General features: G+C 43.7%; 19 protein-coding genes. 15 read left to right on the forward strand and 4 right to left on the reverse strand.

Annotation, left to right across the window (positions count from 1 at the left end; all coding sequences use genetic code 11):
• Positions 1 to 99 precede the first annotated feature (99 nt).
• The 5 genes from WCV65_RS01135 to WCV65_RS01155 all read left to right on the forward strand — a co-directional run bounded on the left by WCV65_RS01135 (position 100) and on the right by WCV65_RS01155 (position 7,345).
• On the forward strand, positions 100 to 2,010 hold the full coding sequence (locus WCV65_RS01135) for a PTS mannitol transporter subunit IICBA (RefSeq protein WP_338779392.1): 1,911 nt from the start codon (positions 100 to 102) through the stop codon (positions 2,008 to 2,010).
• A 79-nt stretch (positions 2,011 to 2,089) separates the two neighbouring features.
• Positions 2,090 to 4,180 (forward strand): BglG family transcription antiterminator, encoded by a 2,091-nt coding sequence (locus WCV65_RS01140; protein WP_338779393.1) that lies wholly within the window; start codon positions 2,090 to 2,092, stop codon positions 4,178 to 4,180.
• 5 nt (positions 4,181 to 4,185) lie between these two features.
• On the forward strand, positions 4,186 to 5,328 hold the full coding sequence (locus WCV65_RS01145) for a mannitol-1-phosphate 5-dehydrogenase (RefSeq protein ID WP_338779394.1): 1,143 nt from the start codon (positions 4,186 to 4,188) through the stop codon (positions 5,326 to 5,328).
• A gap of 130 nt (positions 5,329 to 5,458) precedes the next feature.
• Positions 5,459 to 5,818: an MmcQ/YjbR family DNA-binding protein gene (locus WCV65_RS01150; RefSeq protein WP_338779395.1), complete on the forward strand. Its 360-nt coding sequence runs from the start codon at positions 5,459 to 5,461 to the stop codon at positions 5,816 to 5,818.
• Positions 5,819 to 5,932: 114 nt separating this feature from the next.
• A complete protein-coding gene (locus WCV65_RS01155) occupies positions 5,933 to 7,345 on the forward strand; it encodes a Na+/H+ antiporter NhaC family protein (protein ID WP_338779396.1) in 1,413 nt (470 codons plus the stop codon).
• Positions 7,346 to 7,527: 182 nt separating this feature from the next.
• Here WCV65_RS01155 and WCV65_RS01160 read toward each other — a convergent pair whose 3' ends face one another.
• Together WCV65_RS01160 and WCV65_RS01165 are read right to left on the reverse strand one after the other, a co-directional pair.
• Entirely contained in the window at positions 7,528 to 8,424 is an 897-nt protein-coding gene (locus tag WCV65_RS01160; protein WP_338782110.1) for an IS3 family transposase, read from the reverse strand.
• Positions 8,397 to 8,702 (reverse strand): transposase, encoded by a 306-nt coding sequence (locus WCV65_RS01165; protein ID WP_338778704.1) that lies wholly within the window; start codon positions 8,700 to 8,702, stop codon positions 8,397 to 8,399. The genes WCV65_RS01160 and WCV65_RS01165 overlap by 28 nt, the downstream gene beginning before the upstream one ends.
• Positions 8,703 to 9,043: 341 nt before the next feature.
• Between WCV65_RS01165 and WCV65_RS01170 the strand changes: the two genes are divergently transcribed.
• The 6 genes from WCV65_RS01170 to WCV65_RS01195 all read left to right on the forward strand — a co-directional run bounded on the left by WCV65_RS01170 (position 9,044) and on the right by WCV65_RS01195 (position 12,495).
• Positions 9,044 to 9,436 (forward strand): VOC family protein, encoded by a 393-nt coding sequence (locus tag WCV65_RS01170; RefSeq protein ID WP_338779398.1) that lies wholly within the window; start codon positions 9,044 to 9,046, stop codon positions 9,434 to 9,436.
• Entirely contained in the window at positions 9,433 to 9,948 is a 516-nt protein-coding gene (locus WCV65_RS01175) for an ATP-binding protein (RefSeq protein ID WP_338779399.1), read from the forward strand. Before WCV65_RS01170 ends, WCV65_RS01175 begins: the two co-directional genes overlap by 4 nt.
• Before the next feature lie 147 nt (positions 9,949 to 10,095).
• Complete coding sequence (locus tag WCV65_RS01180; RefSeq protein ID WP_338779400.1) at positions 10,096 to 10,761, forward strand: type 1 glutamine amidotransferase domain-containing protein; 666 nt, start codon at positions 10,096 to 10,098, stop codon at positions 10,759 to 10,761.
• A gap of 132 nt (positions 10,762 to 10,893) precedes the next feature.
• A complete protein-coding gene (locus WCV65_RS01185; RefSeq protein ID WP_035410091.1) occupies positions 10,894 to 11,319 on the forward strand; it encodes a DMT family transporter in 426 nt (141 codons plus the stop codon).
• Positions 11,320 to 11,334: 15 nt separating this feature from the next.
• Entirely contained in the window at positions 11,335 to 12,033 is a 699-nt protein-coding gene (locus WCV65_RS01190) for a Crp/Fnr family transcriptional regulator (protein WP_035410088.1), read from the forward strand.
• A gap of 15 nt (positions 12,034 to 12,048) precedes the next feature.
• A complete protein-coding gene (locus WCV65_RS01195; protein WP_338779401.1) occupies positions 12,049 to 12,495 on the forward strand; it encodes a DMT family transporter in 447 nt (148 codons plus the stop codon).
• A gap of 65 nt (positions 12,496 to 12,560) precedes the next feature.
• Here WCV65_RS01195 and hmpA read toward each other — a convergent pair whose 3' ends face one another.
• The gene (hmpA, locus tag WCV65_RS01200) at positions 12,561 to 13,739 is read right to left on the reverse strand and encodes an NO-inducible flavohemoprotein (RefSeq protein WP_338779402.1); all 1,179 of its coding nucleotides are present in this window, start codon (positions 13,737 to 13,739) and stop codon (positions 12,561 to 12,563) included.
• A gap of 130 nt (positions 13,740 to 13,869) precedes the next feature.
• Here hmpA and WCV65_RS01205 point away from each other — a divergent pair, with 130 nt between their 5' ends.
• The 4 genes from WCV65_RS01205 to WCV65_RS01220 all read left to right on the forward strand — a co-directional run bounded on the left by WCV65_RS01205 (position 13,870) and on the right by WCV65_RS01220 (position 17,958).
• On the forward strand, positions 13,870 to 14,169 hold the full coding sequence (locus WCV65_RS01205) for a hypothetical protein (protein WP_338779403.1): 300 nt from the start codon (positions 13,870 to 13,872) through the stop codon (positions 14,167 to 14,169).
• 100 nt (positions 14,170 to 14,269) lie between these two features.
• Positions 14,270 to 16,150, forward strand: coding sequence for an ABC transporter permease (locus WCV65_RS01210; RefSeq protein ID WP_338779404.1), 1,881 nt, complete (start codon positions 14,270 to 14,272; stop codon positions 16,148 to 16,150).
• Between the two features lie 13 nt (positions 16,151 to 16,163).
• Positions 16,164 to 16,925, forward strand: coding sequence for an ABC transporter ATP-binding protein (locus tag WCV65_RS01215; protein ID WP_338779405.1), 762 nt, complete (start codon positions 16,164 to 16,166; stop codon positions 16,923 to 16,925).
• A gap of 58 nt (positions 16,926 to 16,983) precedes the next feature.
• On the forward strand, positions 16,984 to 17,958 hold the full coding sequence (locus WCV65_RS01220; protein ID WP_338779407.1) for an alpha/beta hydrolase: 975 nt from the start codon (positions 16,984 to 16,986) through the stop codon (positions 17,956 to 17,958).
• A 119-nt stretch (positions 17,959 to 18,077) separates the two neighbouring features.
• Here the strand turns inward: WCV65_RS01220 and WCV65_RS01225 are convergent, their stop codons facing one another.
• Positions 18,078 to 19,313: a glycosyl hydrolase family 28-related protein gene (locus tag WCV65_RS01225; RefSeq protein ID WP_338779409.1), complete on the reverse strand. Its 1,236-nt coding sequence runs from the start codon at positions 19,311 to 19,313 to the stop codon at positions 18,078 to 18,080.
• Positions 19,314 to 19,427 lie beyond the last annotated feature (114 nt).

The following is a 19,427-nucleotide window of genomic DNA, read 5'->3' on the forward strand; positions in this document are numbered from 1 at the left end:
CGCTATGCTGCGACAAAGTCATATTTCCTAATCGTTTGAATGAAAGCGTTTTATAAAGTACACTTAAATCAAGATATATAATAGAAAGGAAGAGCGCATATGGCTCAAAATAATATAAAAGTTGGCGTTCAGAAGTTCGGCAACTTCCTAAGCTCAATGGTAATGCCGAATATCGGTGCATTTATCGCCTGGGGTTTGATTACGGCATTATTTATTCCTACCGGCTGGCTGCCGAATGAAGGGTTCGCCAAGCTTGTAGATCCAATGGTTACGTATTTGCTTCCATTGCTTATCGGTTACACCGGAGGTAAGCTGATTCATGATCAGCGCGGAGGCGTAGTCGGTGCGATCGCCACAATGGGTGTCATTGTAGGATCAGGCATTCCGATGTTCCTCGGTGCCATGATTATGGGACCTCTTGGCGGTTACGCGATTAAGAAATTTGATCAGTGGGTTGAAGGAAAGGTAAAAGCCGGCTTTGAAATGCTGGTGAATAACTTCTCTGTCGGAATTATCGGCGGTATTCTAGCACTGCTCTCTTTAGTAGGTGTAGGACCTGCGGTATCAGCGTTCACAGGAATTCTGGTAGCAGGAGTAGACTGGATGGTAGGACTGGGAATTCTTCCTCTGACCAGCATTCTGATTGAACCGGCAAAAGTTCTTTTCTTAAATAACGCAATTAACCACGGGGTATTGTCTCCGATTGCATTGGAGCAGGCAAAGCAGCATGGACAATCCGTTCTGTTCCTGCTTGAAGCGAATCCTGGTCCGGGACTTGGAATTCTTCTTGCCTATACGTTCTTTGGCAAAGGCTCGGCTAAACAATCTGCACCGGGAGCTGCCATCATTCAATTCCTGGGCGGAATACATGAAATTTATTTCCCTTATATTTTAATGAAACCAATGCTTTTTGTAGCCGCAATTCTTGGCGGTATGAGTGGTGTGTTCACCCTTGTCCTATTTGGCGGAGGTCTTTCTGCTCCAGCATCACCGGGAAGCATTATCGCGATTTTGCTTGCAACACCAAAGGACGGCGGAACATACATTGCTAATATTTTAGGAGTCCTCGTCGCTGCAGCCGTTTCTTTCATCGTTTCTGCTCTTGTCTTGAAAACAAGCAAAGACAAAGAGACAAGCATTGAAGATGCAGCAAACAAAATGCAGGAAATGAAAGGCAAGAAAAGCAGTGTTGCAAGCACGTTTGCTTCTTCTGCTCCAGCCGGCGAATTCCCGCAGAATGTAAACAAAGTTATCTTCGCATGTGATGCCGGAATGGGCTCAAGTGCGATGGGTGCATCGATTTTGAGAAAGAAATTTAAAGAAGCGGGATTAAGCATTACCTCTGTAAACTCGGCGATTTCCAATCTTCCTAGTGATGCTGAAATTGTGATTACACAGGAAGAATTGACTCCGAGAGCGAAAAATAAGGTTCCCAATGCGTATCACATTTCAGTCGACAGCTTCCTTGCGAGTCCTGAATACGATAAATTGGTAGACCGTTTGAAAAATGGATCCAATGAAGAGGCTCCGGTTGAAGAAGCTCCTGCTTCAGCTCCGGTTGAAGAGCCAGCTTCCAATTCAGATGTCCTTCTAAAAGAAAACATCTTCCTAAATCAGCGTTTTATGGACAAGGACGAAGCGATTCGTTTTGCCGGCCGTGTTTTAGTGGATGGTGGCTACGTGAAGGAATCCTATATTGAGGCTATGATTGCAAGAGATGAAATGACATCTACCTATATGGGGAATGATGTGGCGATTCCTCATGGTACAGAGGACGCCAAGAAAGATGTGATCAAATCCGGTGTGACCATTCTTCAAATTCCGGATGGCGTTGATTTCGGAGGACAAAAGGTACGTCTTCTATTCGGAATTGCCGGAAAAGATGGAACACATCTTGAAATTCTCTCAGGTATTGCTGTAACCTGCTCGGATATGGAGAACATTGAAAAAATGGCATCCGCATCCACGAAGGAAGAATTGATGGATGTAATCGGAGGACTAAATAAATAATAGAAGGGAATAGAAAGGTGGAATCCACCTTTCTATTCCTGTTTTACATAAAAATTGTCCGCTTGAAATGAGGGATGTTATGTTTGTTACCTCCAGGGAAAAAGCAATAATAGAGCTCATTATTAAGACGTCAGGCAAACATACCGCTCATTCCATTGCTGCTTTTCTTCATGTCAGTGTCAGAACCGTGCAGCGGGATCTGAAAAACATTGAACCGATTCTAAACCGGTTTGATCTTTCCCTTTCGAAGTCACAGGACAAGGGCCTTTCCATTACCGGAAAGAATGAGAATATCTTCAAGCTTGTTCAGATGATGGTGAATATCAAGCTTGTCGATCTGACAGCTGAAGAAAGAAAATTACTCATTTTGATTGAATTAATGGAAGAGAAAGAGGCCATTAAGCTTGCTCCGCTCGCGAATGATCTTGGAATCAGCGTCACGACCCTTGTCACCTATATGGACGAACTTTCAGGCTGGCTCAGCAGCTTCGGAATCGAGCTATCCAGAAAAAAAGGAGTAGGGGTGGAGCTTATTGCGCGTGAGGATTCCAAAAGAAAAGCGCTGGCCAGCTTTTTCCTTATGTATTTTAATGAAGAATTGATTGAAAATGTTTTTCGCCTGAGTCAGACGGAAAATAAGGATCAAAAGGTGCTTCATTACTTTAACGCGGCGTACTTAAGAGCAGTAGATGAACAATTAAGCGTTCAGAACAATGGCTATTTAAAGCTCGCGGATAGTGCGTATATCGCCCTCATTGTCCATATTTGCATCACGGTCCAAAGGCATGAAGGCGGGTTCCGGCTGCCTGAGGGAGAAGAAGACTCTTACATCCATGAATATGAAGAGTATAAGAGGATGAAAGAGGTCAGCCGCGGAATAGAGAATGCTTTTTCAATTGTTTTGGATGAGCCGGAAATTCATTTTCTATCTGTCATCTGGAGAGGATCCCGAGTCCAGGAAGCCGAAGAGGTTTACTATGACAGCGTCGTGATTGGCCGTTCCATTAAGAGAACCATTCAGCATGTTTCTCAAAAATTGAACATCGATTTAACCTCGGATTTCTCTTTGTTTCAAGGATTATTCGCCCATATGGAACCGTCGCTATTCCGGATTCAGCAGGGACTGGCATCCTTTAATCCTTTGACAGACGATATTAAAAAGAAGTATCCGGTTCTTTATATGGCAGTGGAGAAAAGTCTTGAATTAGAATTTGGCGACATCAAGTTTCCACCCGATGAAATAGCGTATATTGTTCTGCACTTTGGATCGGCGCTTGAGCTAAGAAAAGAGGAGTTGTCCATTCGGGCCCTCGTTGTATGCCCGACCGGCATTGGAACATCCAAGATGCTCGCCAGCCGGATCAAGAAGGAAATGGCAGAGATTTCATCCATTGAGGTTGCCTCCCTAAAAGAAATTCAGGAAATCGATTTGCAGAAATTTGACTTGGTCATATCGACCGTCCGGCTGCCGTTTTTTCAGCAGAGCTACGTGCTGGTCAACCCATTGCTGACAGATGAGGATATTGAATCGATTCGGCACTTCTTAGGGGAACATATTCAAACGTTCACAAGCAAGCAGCATTATGCGGACCAAAATTTGCCGAAGGCTTTTCAGGAAACGATGGAATCATCTTCTTCCCTTGAGGTCCTTTTGCAGGAGATGGAGGATATCCACACTTCGATTCGGATGATTTTAAAGAATTTAGCGGTTACTGACCGGAAAAAGGCCGATAGTCATCATCATCTTTTGGAAGAAATGGCACTCGAATGCGAAGCAGAGGGCCTGCTGACAGGAGCGAAGGCAGTAGCGGAACAGCTGCTGGCACGGGAGCGGCAAGCGGGTCTTGGGATTCCGGATACAAACATGGCGCTTTTTCATGCCAGGCATGATGGGGTCAAGGAGCTCATCTTCCGGGTTGTCCATCTCGATGAGCCTTATCAAATCAAAGGGATGGACCGGAATGATATGCAGGCGAGAAACATCCTGCTCCTCATAGCTCCGATGAATTTACGGCCCAGGCAGTTTGAAATTGTCAGCTTAATTAGTACCGCCATTGTAGAAAGCAAAGAAAATATGCTCATCTTTTCTTCCTCGAATGGACAGATGATCCGCCGGAAATTAGAAGAAACGTTTTACGCTTACGTACAAAATAAACGGATAAAGGAATGATGAAGATGAAAAACACGATTCATTTTGGCGCAGGAAACATAGGCAGAGGCTTTATCGGGGCCCTATTTTCTCAATCAGGCTACCACGTAACATTTGTGGATATTGCAGATGACATCATTAACAAGCTGAATGAGGAAAATAGCTATAAGGTAAAAACAGCGGCAGATCCACAGGAAGTGCTGGAAATCACAAATGTTTCCGGTTTGAACAATATGAAGCAGGAAGATGAAGTAATTGAAGCGATTGGACAGGCTGAATATGTTACAACGGCGATCGGCCCGAATATTCTTCCGAGAATCGCCCCGCTGATTGCAAAGGGAATCGTGAAGCGCTTAAAAGAAAATGAAGCGCCTTTTTATATCATTGCCTGTGAGAACCAAATTGGTGCAACGGATATTTTAAAAGGACATATCCTTGAGCAGCTGGATGAAGAGACGAAGGGAATGCTTGAAGGCCGGGTATTTTTCTTCAATTCCGCTGTGGACAGAATTGTTCCGATTCAAAACAACCAGGGCTCACTAGATGTCCTCGTAGAAACGTATTATGAGTGGGTCGTTGAGACGGATCAGGAAATTCCGAATGTAGATGGGATGATTACCGTTCCGGACCTTGCTCCATTCATCGAAAGAAAGCTCTTCACTGTAAACACCGGACATGCTGTTACCGCCTATTTTGGGTGGCTTGCAGGGAAAAAAACCATTGATGAAGCTCTCAATGACGAAACCATTTCCGTTCAGGTCAAAAACACACTGAAAGAGACGGGTGCATACTTAGTAAAAACATACGGACTGGACCAGGGCGAGCACGGCAAGTATATCGAAAAAATCATCGGCCGCTTTCAAAATCCCTACCTTCATGATGGCGTATCAAGGGTTGGGCGGTCCCCGCTCCGCAAGCTTGGATCAGAAGACCGCCTTGTCAAACCGGCAAGAGAGTCTGCCCGTCTCGGATTGCCAACTGAAAACCTGGCGAAAGCCATTGCTGCGGCTCTTTTTTTTGATGTGAAGGATGATTCCGAATCTGTTGAACTGCAGAAGATGATCAGCGAGCATGGTGTCGAGCACGTTCTGACTGAGGTAAGCAAGCTTGATCCGAACAGCTCATTAGTGAAAGAGATCGCTGCTCAGTACGAACAGCTGAAAAAATAAACAGCAGGCTTTGCCGCTTCTACCGGAGTATACGGGGGAAGCGGTTTTTTTATAAAGACGATGTTCTCTCCTTTTTCTATAATAGAAGCAGAGTTACCTAAAAATCAGCAGAAGCAAAGGAGGCAATACAATGAATAAGGACCACCTTGATGCATTGTGCAAATCTCAGAAAGGCGCTTTCCATGATTACCAGCCGGATTGGCAGGCAGACCGCTATCATGTTGGAGGAAAAATGTTTGCTATGCTTGGAAGCGATGCAAAGGGAAAGCCGATTATCACATTAAAGTGCGATCCAGTTCGGGCTGAGGAATTAAGGGAAGAATATGAGGGCATTATACCGGGCTATTACATGAACAAAACCCACTGGAATTCCATCTACCTTGATGCCTCTTTGCCGAATGATTTTGCTGAAAGCTTAATCGAACATTCCTATCAATTGGTTTTTGACAAGCTGCCGAAGAAAGTCCAAAGAGAAATTGTTTCTGAGTGAGCGCAACATTCTCTTATCGGTTCTATTGATTCTCTGACAAAAACAAAAACAGGATAAAACCCCTCGCTCTTCCGCAATCTAAAGATGGATGAAAAACGGATAGGGTGAGACGTCATGCAAAACGATTGGTTTTCGGTTATCCCATTTTTAATTGCTATTCCCATTGCCATCAAAACGAAGCAGGTGCTGCCTGGCCTGTTTGCCGGCTTGCTCGCAGGGTCTTATTTATTGCAGCCTTCTTTAGTGGGAGGGCTCACAAAAATGATTGAAATTCTCGTAAAGGGAATCATTGATCCGGGGAACATCAAAATTTTTATGTTTTTGTACGCCTTTACGGGCTTAATTGGAATGATTAAAATAGCCGGCGGGATTCGCGGATTCGTAGAAGCGGCATCTGCAAAGGTTCAAACTAAGAAACAGGCTCTTTTTCTCACATACATATCAACGATTGGAACGTTCGCGGCACCGAGCTTCCGGTTTGTCACCATTGCTCCGATTATGCGGGCGCTTTTGAAAAAAGTGAAGATGTCAACTCAGGAATTGGGGTTTGTAATTGAAACGACGGCTACCCCGATTATTGTCCTCATTCCGATTGCGACTGCATTTGTCGGTTACATGACCTCACTCATCGACTTGGCCCTTGAAAACGAAAAAATCAAGGAGGACTCCTATCAATTGTTCCTCCAAAGCATCCCATTTAATTTCTTTTCCTATGTCCTGATTTTAGTCGGAATTTATTTGAGTTTTTTCCATCATTCAAAATCGACAGAGGAGAGCGATCCGAAAGAGATCGGCGACGAATCCGGTGAAGACGACTGGCACAATTGTGATCCATCGGTAGGAAAGGATCTCCCGGAGCGGCCGTGGAATTTATTTGTACCGCTTATCCTCGTCATTGGCCTGACCTTTCTGTTCACATGGTGGGATGGACACCAAAAAGGAGGGGGGTTCTTTACCGCCTTTATTAAAGCAGACGTCCTGACTGCTATGCTGACGGCGCTCCTTGTCGCATTGATTTTAACGTTCCTGTTTTTCAGATTTCAGAAAATCAAAACGGGGGAACTGCTGAATAACTTTATCCTTGGCGGAAATGATTTAATGTCAGTAATTGTGCTGCTTTCCTTCGTTTGGGGACTTTCGTCTGCGAGTGAGGAGCTTGGGTTTTCCCGTTTTGTTACTAGCCACTCGCAATGGATTCCGCCATCCCTGCTTGTTCCGATTCTCTTTATGTTTGGAGCAGCGGTCTCCTATTTCATTGGCTCCGCCTGGGGAACGTGGGGAATTCTTATGCCGCTCGGCGTTTCCATTGCGATTGCCTCCGATCTATCGCTTCCACTGGTCATTGGAACCGTGTTTGCGAGCGGAACGTTTGGAGCGTTTGCCTCGCCTTTGAGCGACGATACCAATACCATCGCCCGAATTCTTAACTTATCCGTGTTGAAGTATGCCAGATATAAGCTGAAGCCGGCCCTCATTGCTGCCGGAATAACGGTTGTTTTGTACGGAGCGGTTTCATTTTTTTTGTAAAGTAGCGGGTGGGATTAGGATTGGGGTCAGTCTCCAACTCCTTCACCGCAGAAGGGGAGAGAGGCCTAGGTCACTGAAGCCTTGTCTGCCAACGGTTTGAAGAGCAGGTGCCGGAGCGTTCGTTCGCTAGCACACAGCGGGTCAGTGCACTGCGCCCTGTCAAGTTTACAGGGTCGATTCTTTTAATTTGATACGCTTTTAGAAAACTCTTTCGGTGATTGATAGCCTAATTTCTTTTGGTATCTTCGCTGATTATAGAACTCCATGTATTCATCTGTCGATTCCACTAATTGTTGTAACGTGCGGGGACGATCTAACCAAAGACCTTCTGTCTTATAATGACTGAAGAATGATTCAATCGGTGCGTTGTCCCAACAGTTCCCCCTTCTAGACATACTACGGACGATTTGATACCCTATAAGTGTGTTTTTGTATTTATGAGACGTGAATTGGTGTCCCTGGTCGCTATGCAGGGTGGCACATTTCAGGTCTCTTTTTTTATCTGCTTTTTTGAGCGTATCCAAGACTAGCTCCGTATCATTCTTGTCACTCAAATGATAAGCAATGATTTCTTTGTTGAATAAATCAATGATGGCACATAGATAGTATCGCTTACTCCCTGCATAGACGTAAGTGATATCAATACATAACTTATCATTCGGATAATCGGTCTTAAAATTACGTTTTAAAAGGTTAGGTGCAAAGTAGCTTTCTTGATCGTAATGTCTGATTTTCTTACGTCTCTGACGTGCATGCAGCCCCATCTTATTCAATAACCTTCTTACACGTTTGTAATTGACGAACAGATCATGGTGATCCCTCAAATAGGTGGTCAATTGGCGGTATCCTTGTCGTCCCTTTTCCTCAAAATACTTCTCCCTGAGAAGAAGGGCCATTTCCTGGTTTCTCTTCTCCTCCTTAGTTAGAGGCCGTGAGAGCCTCTTTTTCCACTTATAATAGCCATATCGGGAAACACCAGCTATGAGACAAAGTTTGTAGATACTATAGTTCTCCACCAAATGATGAATGATTTCAAATCGCTCTGATTTGGTTATCTGCCCTCCTTTCTCAAGGCTAATAACTTTTTTAAGTAAGCATTCTCCGCATCTGAAAAAGCTTTCTCTTCCATTAGCGTCCTTGGTTTAGGCCATCCAGATGGAAGACATCTTCTCGTCGTTTGCCCCTCTTGCTTTTCTGGTTTTGGCTTCTCTTTTACCTGATCCTTTTTAATCCACCGTCTCACCGTTTCGTCAGAAGGGATGCCAAACTCCCTAGCCACACTTAAATAGCCCATATCTGCATGGTCATGATAAAACTTAACCACTTTCTTTTTATATTCCGCTGAGTATTTTCTCATCTGGATCTCCTCCTTTGATTGAAGACACTAACATGTCTAAGGAGACCCTGTAAACTATATGGGGAGCATAGCACAGGCACGGTGCCAGTCCCCAACTCCTTCACCGCAGAAGGGGACAGAGGCCTAAGTCATGGAAGCCTTGTGTGCCAATGGCTTCAAGAGTCGGTGCTGGAGCTTTCGTTCATTAGCAGACTGCGGGTCAGGCACACATATCTAAAAACTCGAGGCCTCGCTGATGTACTGGCTGAGCGAGGCCTTTAGTATTGGCTGGAGAAGAGAATTACCTTTTTAAAAGGACTTTTGGAAGCCAATCTTGAAATGATTAAACATGAAAGGAGTGTATGTGCATGTCCAATCCAATTACACCATTCCTCATGTTTTCCGGCCAGGCAGAGGAGGCGATGAACCACTACCTCTCCATCTTTGATGATTCGAATATTCAGCAGATTTTTCATCATGAAGATGGCAAAGTGATGTATGCTATTTTCACACTTAAGGGTCAAACGTTCAGGTGCATCGACAACACGAATGGCGACCATCATGCCTTTACCCCGGCTCTGTCATTGTTTGTGGCCTTCGAATCTGATGAGGAAATCGAGACCATTTTTCAAAGGCTATCCGATCATGGACAGGTGCTGATGCCGCTTGCCTCATCACCCGTGAGCGAAAAGTTCGGCTGGGTGGAGGACAAATATGGTGTCTCATGGCAGCTGAATCTGGAGAAAAAACAATGAGCACAGTAATAGAAGACCTCTTAAAGCATAGCGGACCATTAGCAGTTATGATGTGCGGGGTCGCGGGCTCAGGAAAGACAACCTTTGCCCAGCAGCTCGAAAAGGAAGGTTTTACTAGGCTCTCCATAGATGAAGAAATATGGACCGTTCATGGTCGGTTTGGAATTGACTACCGTGAAGAAGAGTACGAGAAGTTCAAAGAGGAAGCAGAAATAAAGCTTCGGAAACAATTGGAAGAACTAATACGAAACCGGAAATCCGTTGTCATAGACTTCAGTTTTTGGCAGCGTACGAGAAGAAGTACGTATAAACAACTGATTGAAGAAGCAGGTGGTGATTGGAAGCTCATTTATTTAAAGGTGCACCCGGAAGAACTGCGAAAGAGGCTGAAGATACGAAGCAAGCGCTTTGATGCCAACGCAGCCTTTCCGATTACGGAAGAGATTTTATCTGCTTTTTTAAATGGTTTTGAAGTCCCTTCAGATGAAGGGGAAATTGTGATTGAAACGTAGGCCCTGAATGGAGCTTTTTTAAATGGACATATTAATAAATATCCTTATACATACTCTGCAATTTTCTAATTTGTATTATGGATCAGATGGGACTAGAATAGGGTCTGTAAAAAAAATTCAATCATTCACATGAGGAGGAACCAAATCATGGCGAAACATATATTAATGGTCGTAACGACGGCTGATAAAATGAACAATGGTCACGAAACAGGATTGTGGCTTTCTGAGTTCGGAGAGGCTTACGTTGAGTTCAAAAAACTTGGATATGACGTAACAGTAGCAAGTCCGCTTGGAGGAAAAGCTCCGGTTGACGACCGCAGTCTGGAAGGCGGAGAAACTCCGCAGGAAATTCTGGATACAGCGAAATATCTGGAAAATACATTAAAGCTTGAAGATATTGAGGATCTTTCCATCTATGATGCAGTCTTCATGCCTGGCGGACATGGCACCATGTTCGACCTTCCGGATAACATCAAGCTTCATGAAATCGTCCGCGATATGTACGAAGCGGATAAAATTGTCGCTGCTGTTTGCCACGGACCAGCGGGTCTTGTAGGAGTGAAGCTTTCTGACGGCACTCCACTTGTAGCCGGCAAAACGGTAACAGCATTCACAGATGAAGAAGAAAGAGCAACAACGCTTGATCAATACATGCCGTTCCTGCTTGAAACACGCCTTCGCGAGCTTGGTGCGAACGTTGTCACAAAAGAGAATTGGACGGATCATCTTCAAGCGGACGGAAACCTGATTACAGGCCAAAATCCGCAGTCCACAATTAGCGTGGCAAAAGAAGTTATTAAACAATTGAGCTAAGAAGAATTCAAGACCTCTTGCACAGCAAGGGGTCTTTTTTATGCTCCAAAAGGGAAGGACATATGTCCTTTTAAAACCGCTCCTTCCTGTCATTTAATAAGAGGAGTGAAAAAAGAGCAGGGAGGCAATGGTATGAAAGGAATCATTTTTTCAATAATGGGAGGAATCTTCATCACGCTTCAAGGGGTATTTAACTCAAGGATGAGCGAGGATCTCGGAGTGTGGCGGACGAATGCCCTTATTCATCTTATAGGATTTACGTTATCAATCGTCGTTTACAGTTTCATCCGGGACGGACGGGTGAGCGGACTGAAGGAAGTCCCTCCTTTTTATTTAATCGGCGGGCTGTTCGGAGGCTTGATTGTATTTGGGGAAATGTCTGCCATCAATGAGCTTGGAGTCGCGTTTGCCGTTTCAGTTCTTTTAATTGCCCAGCTGCTTTGTGCATTTATCATTGACTCTAAAGGATTATTTGGTGCGGTTAAAGAAAGAGTCAAGAAGCGGCATTGGATAGGAATCGGGATAATGATCCTTGGAGTCTTTATTTTTAAAATGTAAAAGGGGGAAGGCAAGTTGAAAAAATATGATCATCCGGAACAGCTTACACGTATGCTCGCTGAAGCTGGACTTCAAGGTGTTTTCCCTGAGAAGCTCGCAGAAAACATGAGCCTTTACTGCTTTGAACAAGGTGAAAATCTTTGTTCAAAAGGCGATAAGCTTGAGCATATGTACTTCCTGTTAAGCGGAAAGGTAAAAATTTATACGATCTCGCCGGAAGGCAAAACACTGATTGTCCGCTTTAAAACCCCAATGGCTGTGATTGGGGACATTGAATACATCAAAAAAAGGGACGTGTTTAATACGGTAGAAGCAGTGACGGAAGGTATCATGGCAGGTGTAAGTTTTCAGGAGATCTCTGAGTTTGCCGATTCCGATCCGGCATTTCTCCGTTTCCTGCTGGAGGAAGTTACCCATAAATTCTATACAGAATCCCATTCCTCCAGTTTAAATATGCTGTATCCGGTGGAAGTCCGGCTTGCGAGCTATCTTCTTTCCATTTCTTCTGATGGAGAAGGCTCTATGTTTTACAAGGAGATGAAAACCTCGAGCCTGCAGGAGATTGCTGACTTGATTGGCACGAGCTACCGCCATTTAAACCGTGTCATTCAGAAGCTGGCAGCGGAAGAGATGATTGAGCGAAGAAACGGAAACTTACGTATAAAAGACGCTGCGAAACTTAGAGAGCTCGCCAGCGGCAATATATATGAATAGAAAGGAAGGGATCATATGATAGGAATGATTCTTGCGGCGATGGCAGGACTGCTCATCAGCCTGCAAACCGTATTTAACGCCAGGGTGAGCAGCAAAGCCGGAGCATGGCTGACGACAATGGGCGTTCTCGGACTGGGGCTCGTCTCATCTCTTGTTCCATTTTTTCTTATTGATGGAGGGAATCTGTTCGATATCGGAGACTTGAACCCATTCTATCTGCTAAGCGGTCTTTTTGGAGTGGGGATTGTATTTAGTGTGATGAAAGGAATTCAGGAGCTTGGACCTGCTTTTTCCGTATCGATTGTCATTGTTGTGCAGCTTACCCTTGCTCTAATCATTGACTCATTCGGATTATTTGAAGCAACAGTGATTCCTTTTTCATTGAATAAGCTTGCTGGAATTTTAATCATGATGGCGGGGATTGTGGTTTATAAGTGGCAGGTGCGCGGAAGAGTCAGCTAAGACAGGGAAAAAATTCAATCAGTACAATAATGAAGAACCGGAGAAATGGATCTCCGGTTTTATTTTCATACTGTCTGCGGCTCGTTCAAATGTACAGCCGGCCCAAAAAACTCATAATGAATTCGGTTCTTTTCAATATCGAGGAGAGATAATGCTTTAAGCATCGCCTTTAAAAAAGGAACAGGCCCGCACACATAGAAATTTCCTTTCTTGGTAAGAAGGATTCGCTGGAGCTCTTCAAATGAAAGTCTTCCATCCGTATTCTCGTAGAAAAAAACAGCTTCCGCATTTGGCATGCTTTGGATGAGGTGATTGACTTCCTTTTTAAAAGCATGAACCTGCTCGTTTTGGGCTGAATGGATAAACTGCACATTCCATTCAGGGTTTCTCTTTGCAAGATCGTTCAGCATGCTGATGAATGGAGTCACTCCTATTCCGCCGCTTAAAAAGGTAATGGGCTCCGGACCGTTATCAATGAGGGTAAAATCTCCAGCAGGTGCACTGACCTCAATGAAATCCCCAATGCTCAATTGATTATGGAGGAAGCCGGATACCGTTCCTGGCTGTTCTTTTTTAACTGATATTCTAAAGATTCCGGTACCGGGTGCATTGGATAAACTATACTGCCGGTTATGCCAGAAAGCATCTCCATCCGGTTTGACTCTGACTGAGATATACTGTCCCGGCAGAAAATCCGGCAGCGATTGGTGGTCAGCTGGGGTTAAGTAGAAGGAAGTAATAACGTCGCTTTCTACCACCTTATCTGCAAGCTTAAAACTCTTAAAGCCGCTCCAGCCACCACATTGATTTTCAGCTTGGTGATACATTTTATTTTCCTCTCCAATGAAAACCCCAGCAATAACTCCATAAGCCTCTCCCCATGCAGTAATGACTTCGTCTGTCGCTTGATTGCCCAAAACCTCTTTCATTGCTTCTAATAAGTATTTTCCTACAATCGGGTAATGTTCTTTCTTTACACCGAGACTCCTGTGCTTATGTCCAACCTGCTTAACGATGGGAAAAATCACCTCAAGATTGTCGATGTTCGCTGCCGCTGCAAGTACAGCTTGAGCAAGTGCTTCCTGCTGTCTTCCCTGCTTTTGATTCGATTGATTGAATAAGTTTAAAAGCTCAGGATGATCGGTGAACAGGTTTTTATAAAAGCAGGATGTAATGGCTGTTCCATGCTGGATTAAAACAGGTACGGTAGATTGAACAATACTCTTGGTTTTTTCGCTTAGCATAAGATTCTGCTCTCCTTCATAAACAAGTATTTTTAATACATCTTAAAAGTACTCTTGTAAACGGATTAAAACAATATTGTAAATACATCTTTAAAACAACAGACACAAATCTATGACAATTAGGTGAAATATGGAAGAGGATAGTCATTTTCTCATTTATGGATATTCGGTAATAGACACAGGCTTAGCACTATTTAGGGGGCTGAAAAAGTTTGGCTGGAATGCAATCGTGAACGGCCGGAAAAGCAGGAAGTCCGGCTGGAAAACCGTGGCGAGCGGCCGGAAAGGCAAAGAATCGGCTGGAAAAAGAAGTTTGGCAGGAAAGCAAGCGGGAACGGCCGGAAAAGCAGAGAGTTCAGCCGGAAAACCGATGCGAGCGACACCGGTAAACTCACAAATCGAAGTGAAGGGCCATATCATCCGGTTTTAAATTTTCTATATTGACAACAAAAGGAAAATATCATAATGTATTAAGTGTACTAATTGTAGTAATACACCTAATTCATATAAGATTAAAAGGAGTGTTCATTTTGACCTTTCGCAAGCTGGCTCTCAATAACGTTCTTCGGAATTGGAGGACGTATGCAGCCTATTTCTTAAGCAGTGCATTTTCTGTTTTTGTTTTCTTCGTTTATGCCGTCTTTGCCTTTCACCCTGCACTCACAGCGGGTACTTTGAAGGATGCTTCAACAGGCATGCACTTTGCAGAGTCCATCATCTATGTATTTACATTCTTTTTTATCCTCTATTCAATGAGCACGTTCCTTAAAACAAGAAAAAAAGAATTCGGTTTGTTCATCCTGCATGGGATGACAAGCCTGCAGCTGAGAAAGCTTGTTTTCCTGGAAAACATGGTCATTGGCCTGCTATCCATTTTGTTTGGAATAGGAGCCGGGCTGCTAGCGTCCCAGGGTTTGCTCATTCTTGGATCAAAGGTGATCGGAATGAACCCGGCACTGCCGTTTTATTTCCCTCAAAGTGCTATGATTCTGACCTTTACGGCCTTTACGGTATTATTTTTTGTCATCTCATCATTCACTGCTGCCGTCCTGAAAGGAAATAAGCTGATTGATTTGCTGACAGGCACTGAGAAGCCGAGACCTGAACCGAAGGCATCCAGGATCCGGACAGTGCTTGCCGCGGTTCTGCTTTTTGGGGGATACGCAGCCGCTATTGCTGTGAAGGGAGTGATGGTTGTGTCCGCGATGATTCCCGTTACAATCGTTGTCGTCATCGGTACATATTTTCTCTTTACGCAAGCAAGCGTCTGGATCATTTCAAAACTGAAAACGAATGAGCGCATCTATTTAAACCGGACCAATATCGTCACTTTTTCAGACCTTTCCTTTCGAATGAAGGACAACGCGCGGATGTTTTTTATTGTCTCGATTGTTTCAACTGTTGCCTTTGCCGCGATTGGTACACTTGTTGGTTTCCGTGCAATGATGACAAACAGTGTGGAACTGCAGGAGCCTTATACGTTTGTGTATCAGGCTGCACCGAACGATCAGAAAAAAGATGAGCGAATCAGCCAGATTGAGGATGCGTTGAGTGGGACGGATTATGAAAAACTGAGTGTTTCCTATAAGAAGCTGAACGATGAGAACCAGGCTTATACGTTCATGAGCGAGACAGATTACAATCGTGCGGCTGCACTCTGGAATGAACCGAAGCTGGCCCTTAAAAAAGGAGAGGCCGCTATGATGCAGGAGGACCTTTTATATCCCCGCGGTTTAACACAAGGGAATGAGCCGGAGCCAATTCATATAAACGGGCTTCCTGAGAAAACAAAGAAACCGAAAGTATTGGATAAACTGCTTTTCTCCATGAGTTTGTTTACCGGGGACTTGGTCATCCTGCCGGATCCGCAGTTTGCTGCAATCAAAGCAGAGGAGAAATCCTACACGGCGTATCGGACAGAAAACGCCTCTTCTACACTTGCTGCAGGGAAAAAGCTTGAATATTCCTCCAGTCAGAAAGCGGATCCAGCCTTCCTTTTTACATCATCAGCGGTAAAGATCGATCAAGTGAAACAGTCGATTAATATTTTCTTATTCGTCGGGCTGTTTATCGGATTTGTTTTCTTCGCAGCTGCCGGAAGCTTCCTTTATTTCCGTCTTTATGCCGATTTCGAAGGGGATGTGAAAAAGTATCAGGCGATTTCAAAAATCGGTTTGACAGATAAAGAGATGAAGAAAATTGTAACCGTTCAAATGTCTCTCTTATTTTTTGTTCCTGTAGGGGTAGCAGCTGCACACGGATTTATCGCGCTGATTGCGCTTGGCAATATGTTTGGCACAAGAATTTGGACAGAAATTGCGATGGTGCTTGGAAGCTTCATGCTGATCCAGCTCGTTTATTTCCTCATCATTCGCATTGGTTATGTAAATAAAGTGAAGCAAGCCATCTAAAGGAGGAGCTAATATGCTTGAAGTGAAAAATGTTTCAAAGGTGTACGAAGGGAAGGTTTCCTACCGGGCGCTTTCCAAAATTGATTTGACCGTTCAGCAGGGAGAGTTCGTTGGGGTGATGGGTCCATCAGGAAGCGGGAAAACAACGCTTTTGAATATGGTATCAACCATCGATTCCCCGACAGACGGCGAGATTTTAATTGATGGGAAGAATCCAAACCGTTTATCGTCTAAAGAGCTGGCGCTGTTCCGGAGACGGGAGCTCGGATTTATCTTTCAGCATTTTAATCTGCTGCCAACTCTCACTGTGAAGGAAAACATCGTCCTGAGTCTCACACTCGATGGCATGAAAGTGAACGAAATGAATGAAAAAGCTGAGAGGATTGCAGAAAAACTCGGTATTGCTCCTATATTAGATAAACGAACTTATGAAATTTCCGGCGGACAGGCACAAAGAACGGCAATGGCACGGGCGATTATCTATCAGCCAAAACTGATTTTGGCAGATGAACCAACAGGGAATTTGGATTCGAAATCAGCAAGAGATGTCCTTGAAATCATGGAATCAATCAATAAAGAAGCAGGAGCTACCATGATGATGGTTACACACGATGCTTCCGCCGCAAGCTACTGCGACCGCATCGTTTTCATCAAGGACGGAAAGCTTCATAACGAATTGAAGAGGGGGGAAAGCAAGGAGCAGTTTTATAAGAAGATTATTAAGGTTCTTTCTCAGATGGAAGAGGAGGCCAGAGAGCCGGCAGTAAGCTTTTAATACTGCCCTTCACGGTGGTCTTAAACTTTGCTCGTATTGATGGGGATGGGAGGTAAGAATGAGTATTAAAAAAAAATTCAGGTTTTGGATTATGTTCAGGAACACCCTGTTGTTTTTGACAGCAGCCATGTTTATTTGGGTATTTTGCCATCAAGGAATGAACTTATATGAACAAAAAAAGTTTCCTGAGGCTGGCAAATTAGTAAAAGTAAATGGTGAGAATATGCACGTCTATTCGAAAGGGGCAGGGCGGGACACAATCGTTTTACTAAGCGGATTGGGAACTGCTGCTCCTGCTTTAGACTTTGAACCGTTAATAAACGAGTTAGCTAAAAATAACAGGGTGGCAGTAGTAGAAACATTTGGATATGGATGGAGTGATTTTACAAATAAAGCCCGTACAGTGGAAAATATAGTGGAAGAAATTAGAACAGCTCTAAAAAAAGCAAATGTAGAAGGTCCCTATATATTAATGCCTCACTCTATCTCCGGAATTTACAGTATGTATTATGCTGATAAATATCCAGCTGAAGTTAAAGCTGTTATTGGTATTGATGCTACGTTACCTAAGGCTTTAGATTATTTTGGCGAATCCGCTCCAGCCATGCCCGAATATTTGAAATATGCTGCTCAAGCGGGAGTTGCAAGGTTAGCTGTAAATGTGATTCCGATTGACTTCCTTCCATTAGCAGAGAAGGGTACATATTCTGAAGAGAATTTAAAAATAACAAAAGCGATTTTTGCTTGGAAAGGCTACAACAGAAATGTAGTAGATGAAACAAATGAAATTAGAAGTAACATAAATAAAACGAAAGAGCTGAAATTCCCAACGAAGATGCCAGTTTTATTTTTTGCCAGGGAAGAAGATAAAAGAAGGGAAGAAGGTAAATCTAAGGTAGCATTTTATCAAACTCAATTAAGTAAGAGTTCTTCAAGTAAAGTAGTTTCATTACAAGGATATCATTATCTTCATTGGACTCAGTATAGAGAAATGAGCAAATATGTAAATGAGTTTATTAATTCTAGTCTGTGACGTGGATTGGGTTGCTGCTTCTGTCTTGATCTTTTCAAAATTAAAGTGTGTAAGACTTAGTAGACCAGCTGATAATTGTTATAATTGCAACAAAACAAGACAGCCCTCAGGCTGTCTTGTTAGCTTTCCTTCAATGTTTCCTTCAATGCTTTATTCTGATAGTCTGCTACATTGATTGGCCGGTTGTTTAAGACCTTAATCCCTTTTATGTTTTTGCCGGCAAAGATTCCGTAGCGTCCATTTGCAAGAGTATTATTGGAAACAGTGATGTATGCTGCATCCCGTTTTTTCTCGGATGTAATCGATACCACAGAGGAGTCGCCGTAGTTGGCCCTGCTGCCATTTTGAATGTAATTTGAGTCGATTTTAACATGGCTTGCATTGGCGACATCGATGATTCTTCCATAGTCACCGGCACCGCTGATGGAGTTCTGCTGAATTACGGTGTGGTCGGCGTAAACCGAAATGGCCGCCCACATATCATATTTTTTCGGATCGTAGTAGGTCGTATAATAGTTGTTTTTCCGGAAGCTGTTGTAAATGATATTCTTTTTGATGATAGCTCCGGGAGACTGTATTTTAATGGCTCTTTTATGGATATTGGTAAAGGTGTTGGCAAGGATGTTCACGTTCACTTTTTCTTTAAATCCCTGAACGACAATGCCATCTCCGTCATCCTTTGGTCCAATGCTTGAGAATGAGGAGTTGGAAATCGTCACATTTTTCGCTGCTGTCTGCTCCTTTGAAGACGGGCTGATCAGAATACCCCGGGATACTTGGTGATTCCAGCCCTCAATCGGGTTGCGGGCCATCACATTGAAAATCCTGCTTTTATCTACTGTCGTATGATTTGTCCCGCCCTCAATCCTGACAGCACTTACCGTTTGCCGGGAAAGCTTCTTAGGTTCCTCCGGCTGGTTGAAGTTTTGGAGTACGCTTTTCGAAATATGAGCATAAGAAGAACCTGCCTCAACAGTAATGCCTCTAAGGGCCTTCGCCTTGCCATCCACTGTCAGATCGTGAATATGGACGTGATCTCCTTTTATGCGGATAACGGATGCTAACCCGGAGTCAGCAAAGATTCCAGCGTGATCTCCGTAAACCTCTGTATATCCTTTTACGGTCAAGTCATCGCTCACCTTATACTTTCCTTTTGGAAATAACACTTTTTTATGAGGTCCGGCCTTCAATGCCTTCTGAATGGCTTTTGTATCATCCTTGATTCCGTCACCTGCGGCTCCATACTCTTTTACATTGATGAAATCCGTGTTTTTTTCATCATCCTTTTGCATGATCGTAATAAGCAAAAAAAGAATGGAAACGCCTAAAATCACAAGCCCTGCTTTCTTTTTCACCCAATGCCCTCCTTACCATACTTCCTCTTCCACTTTAACTCATTCCCCTGCAAGGCGAAACCAAACTTGGTCTTAGGAAGTGGGGGCTATTTTCCTTAATAGTTTTGAATGCTT

Origin of the sequence: Metabacillus sp. FJAT-52054 (assembly GCF_037201815.1) — a bacterium.
Taxonomy (GTDB): domain Bacteria; phylum Bacillota; class Bacilli; order Bacillales; family Bacillaceae; genus Metabacillus_B; species Metabacillus_B sediminis.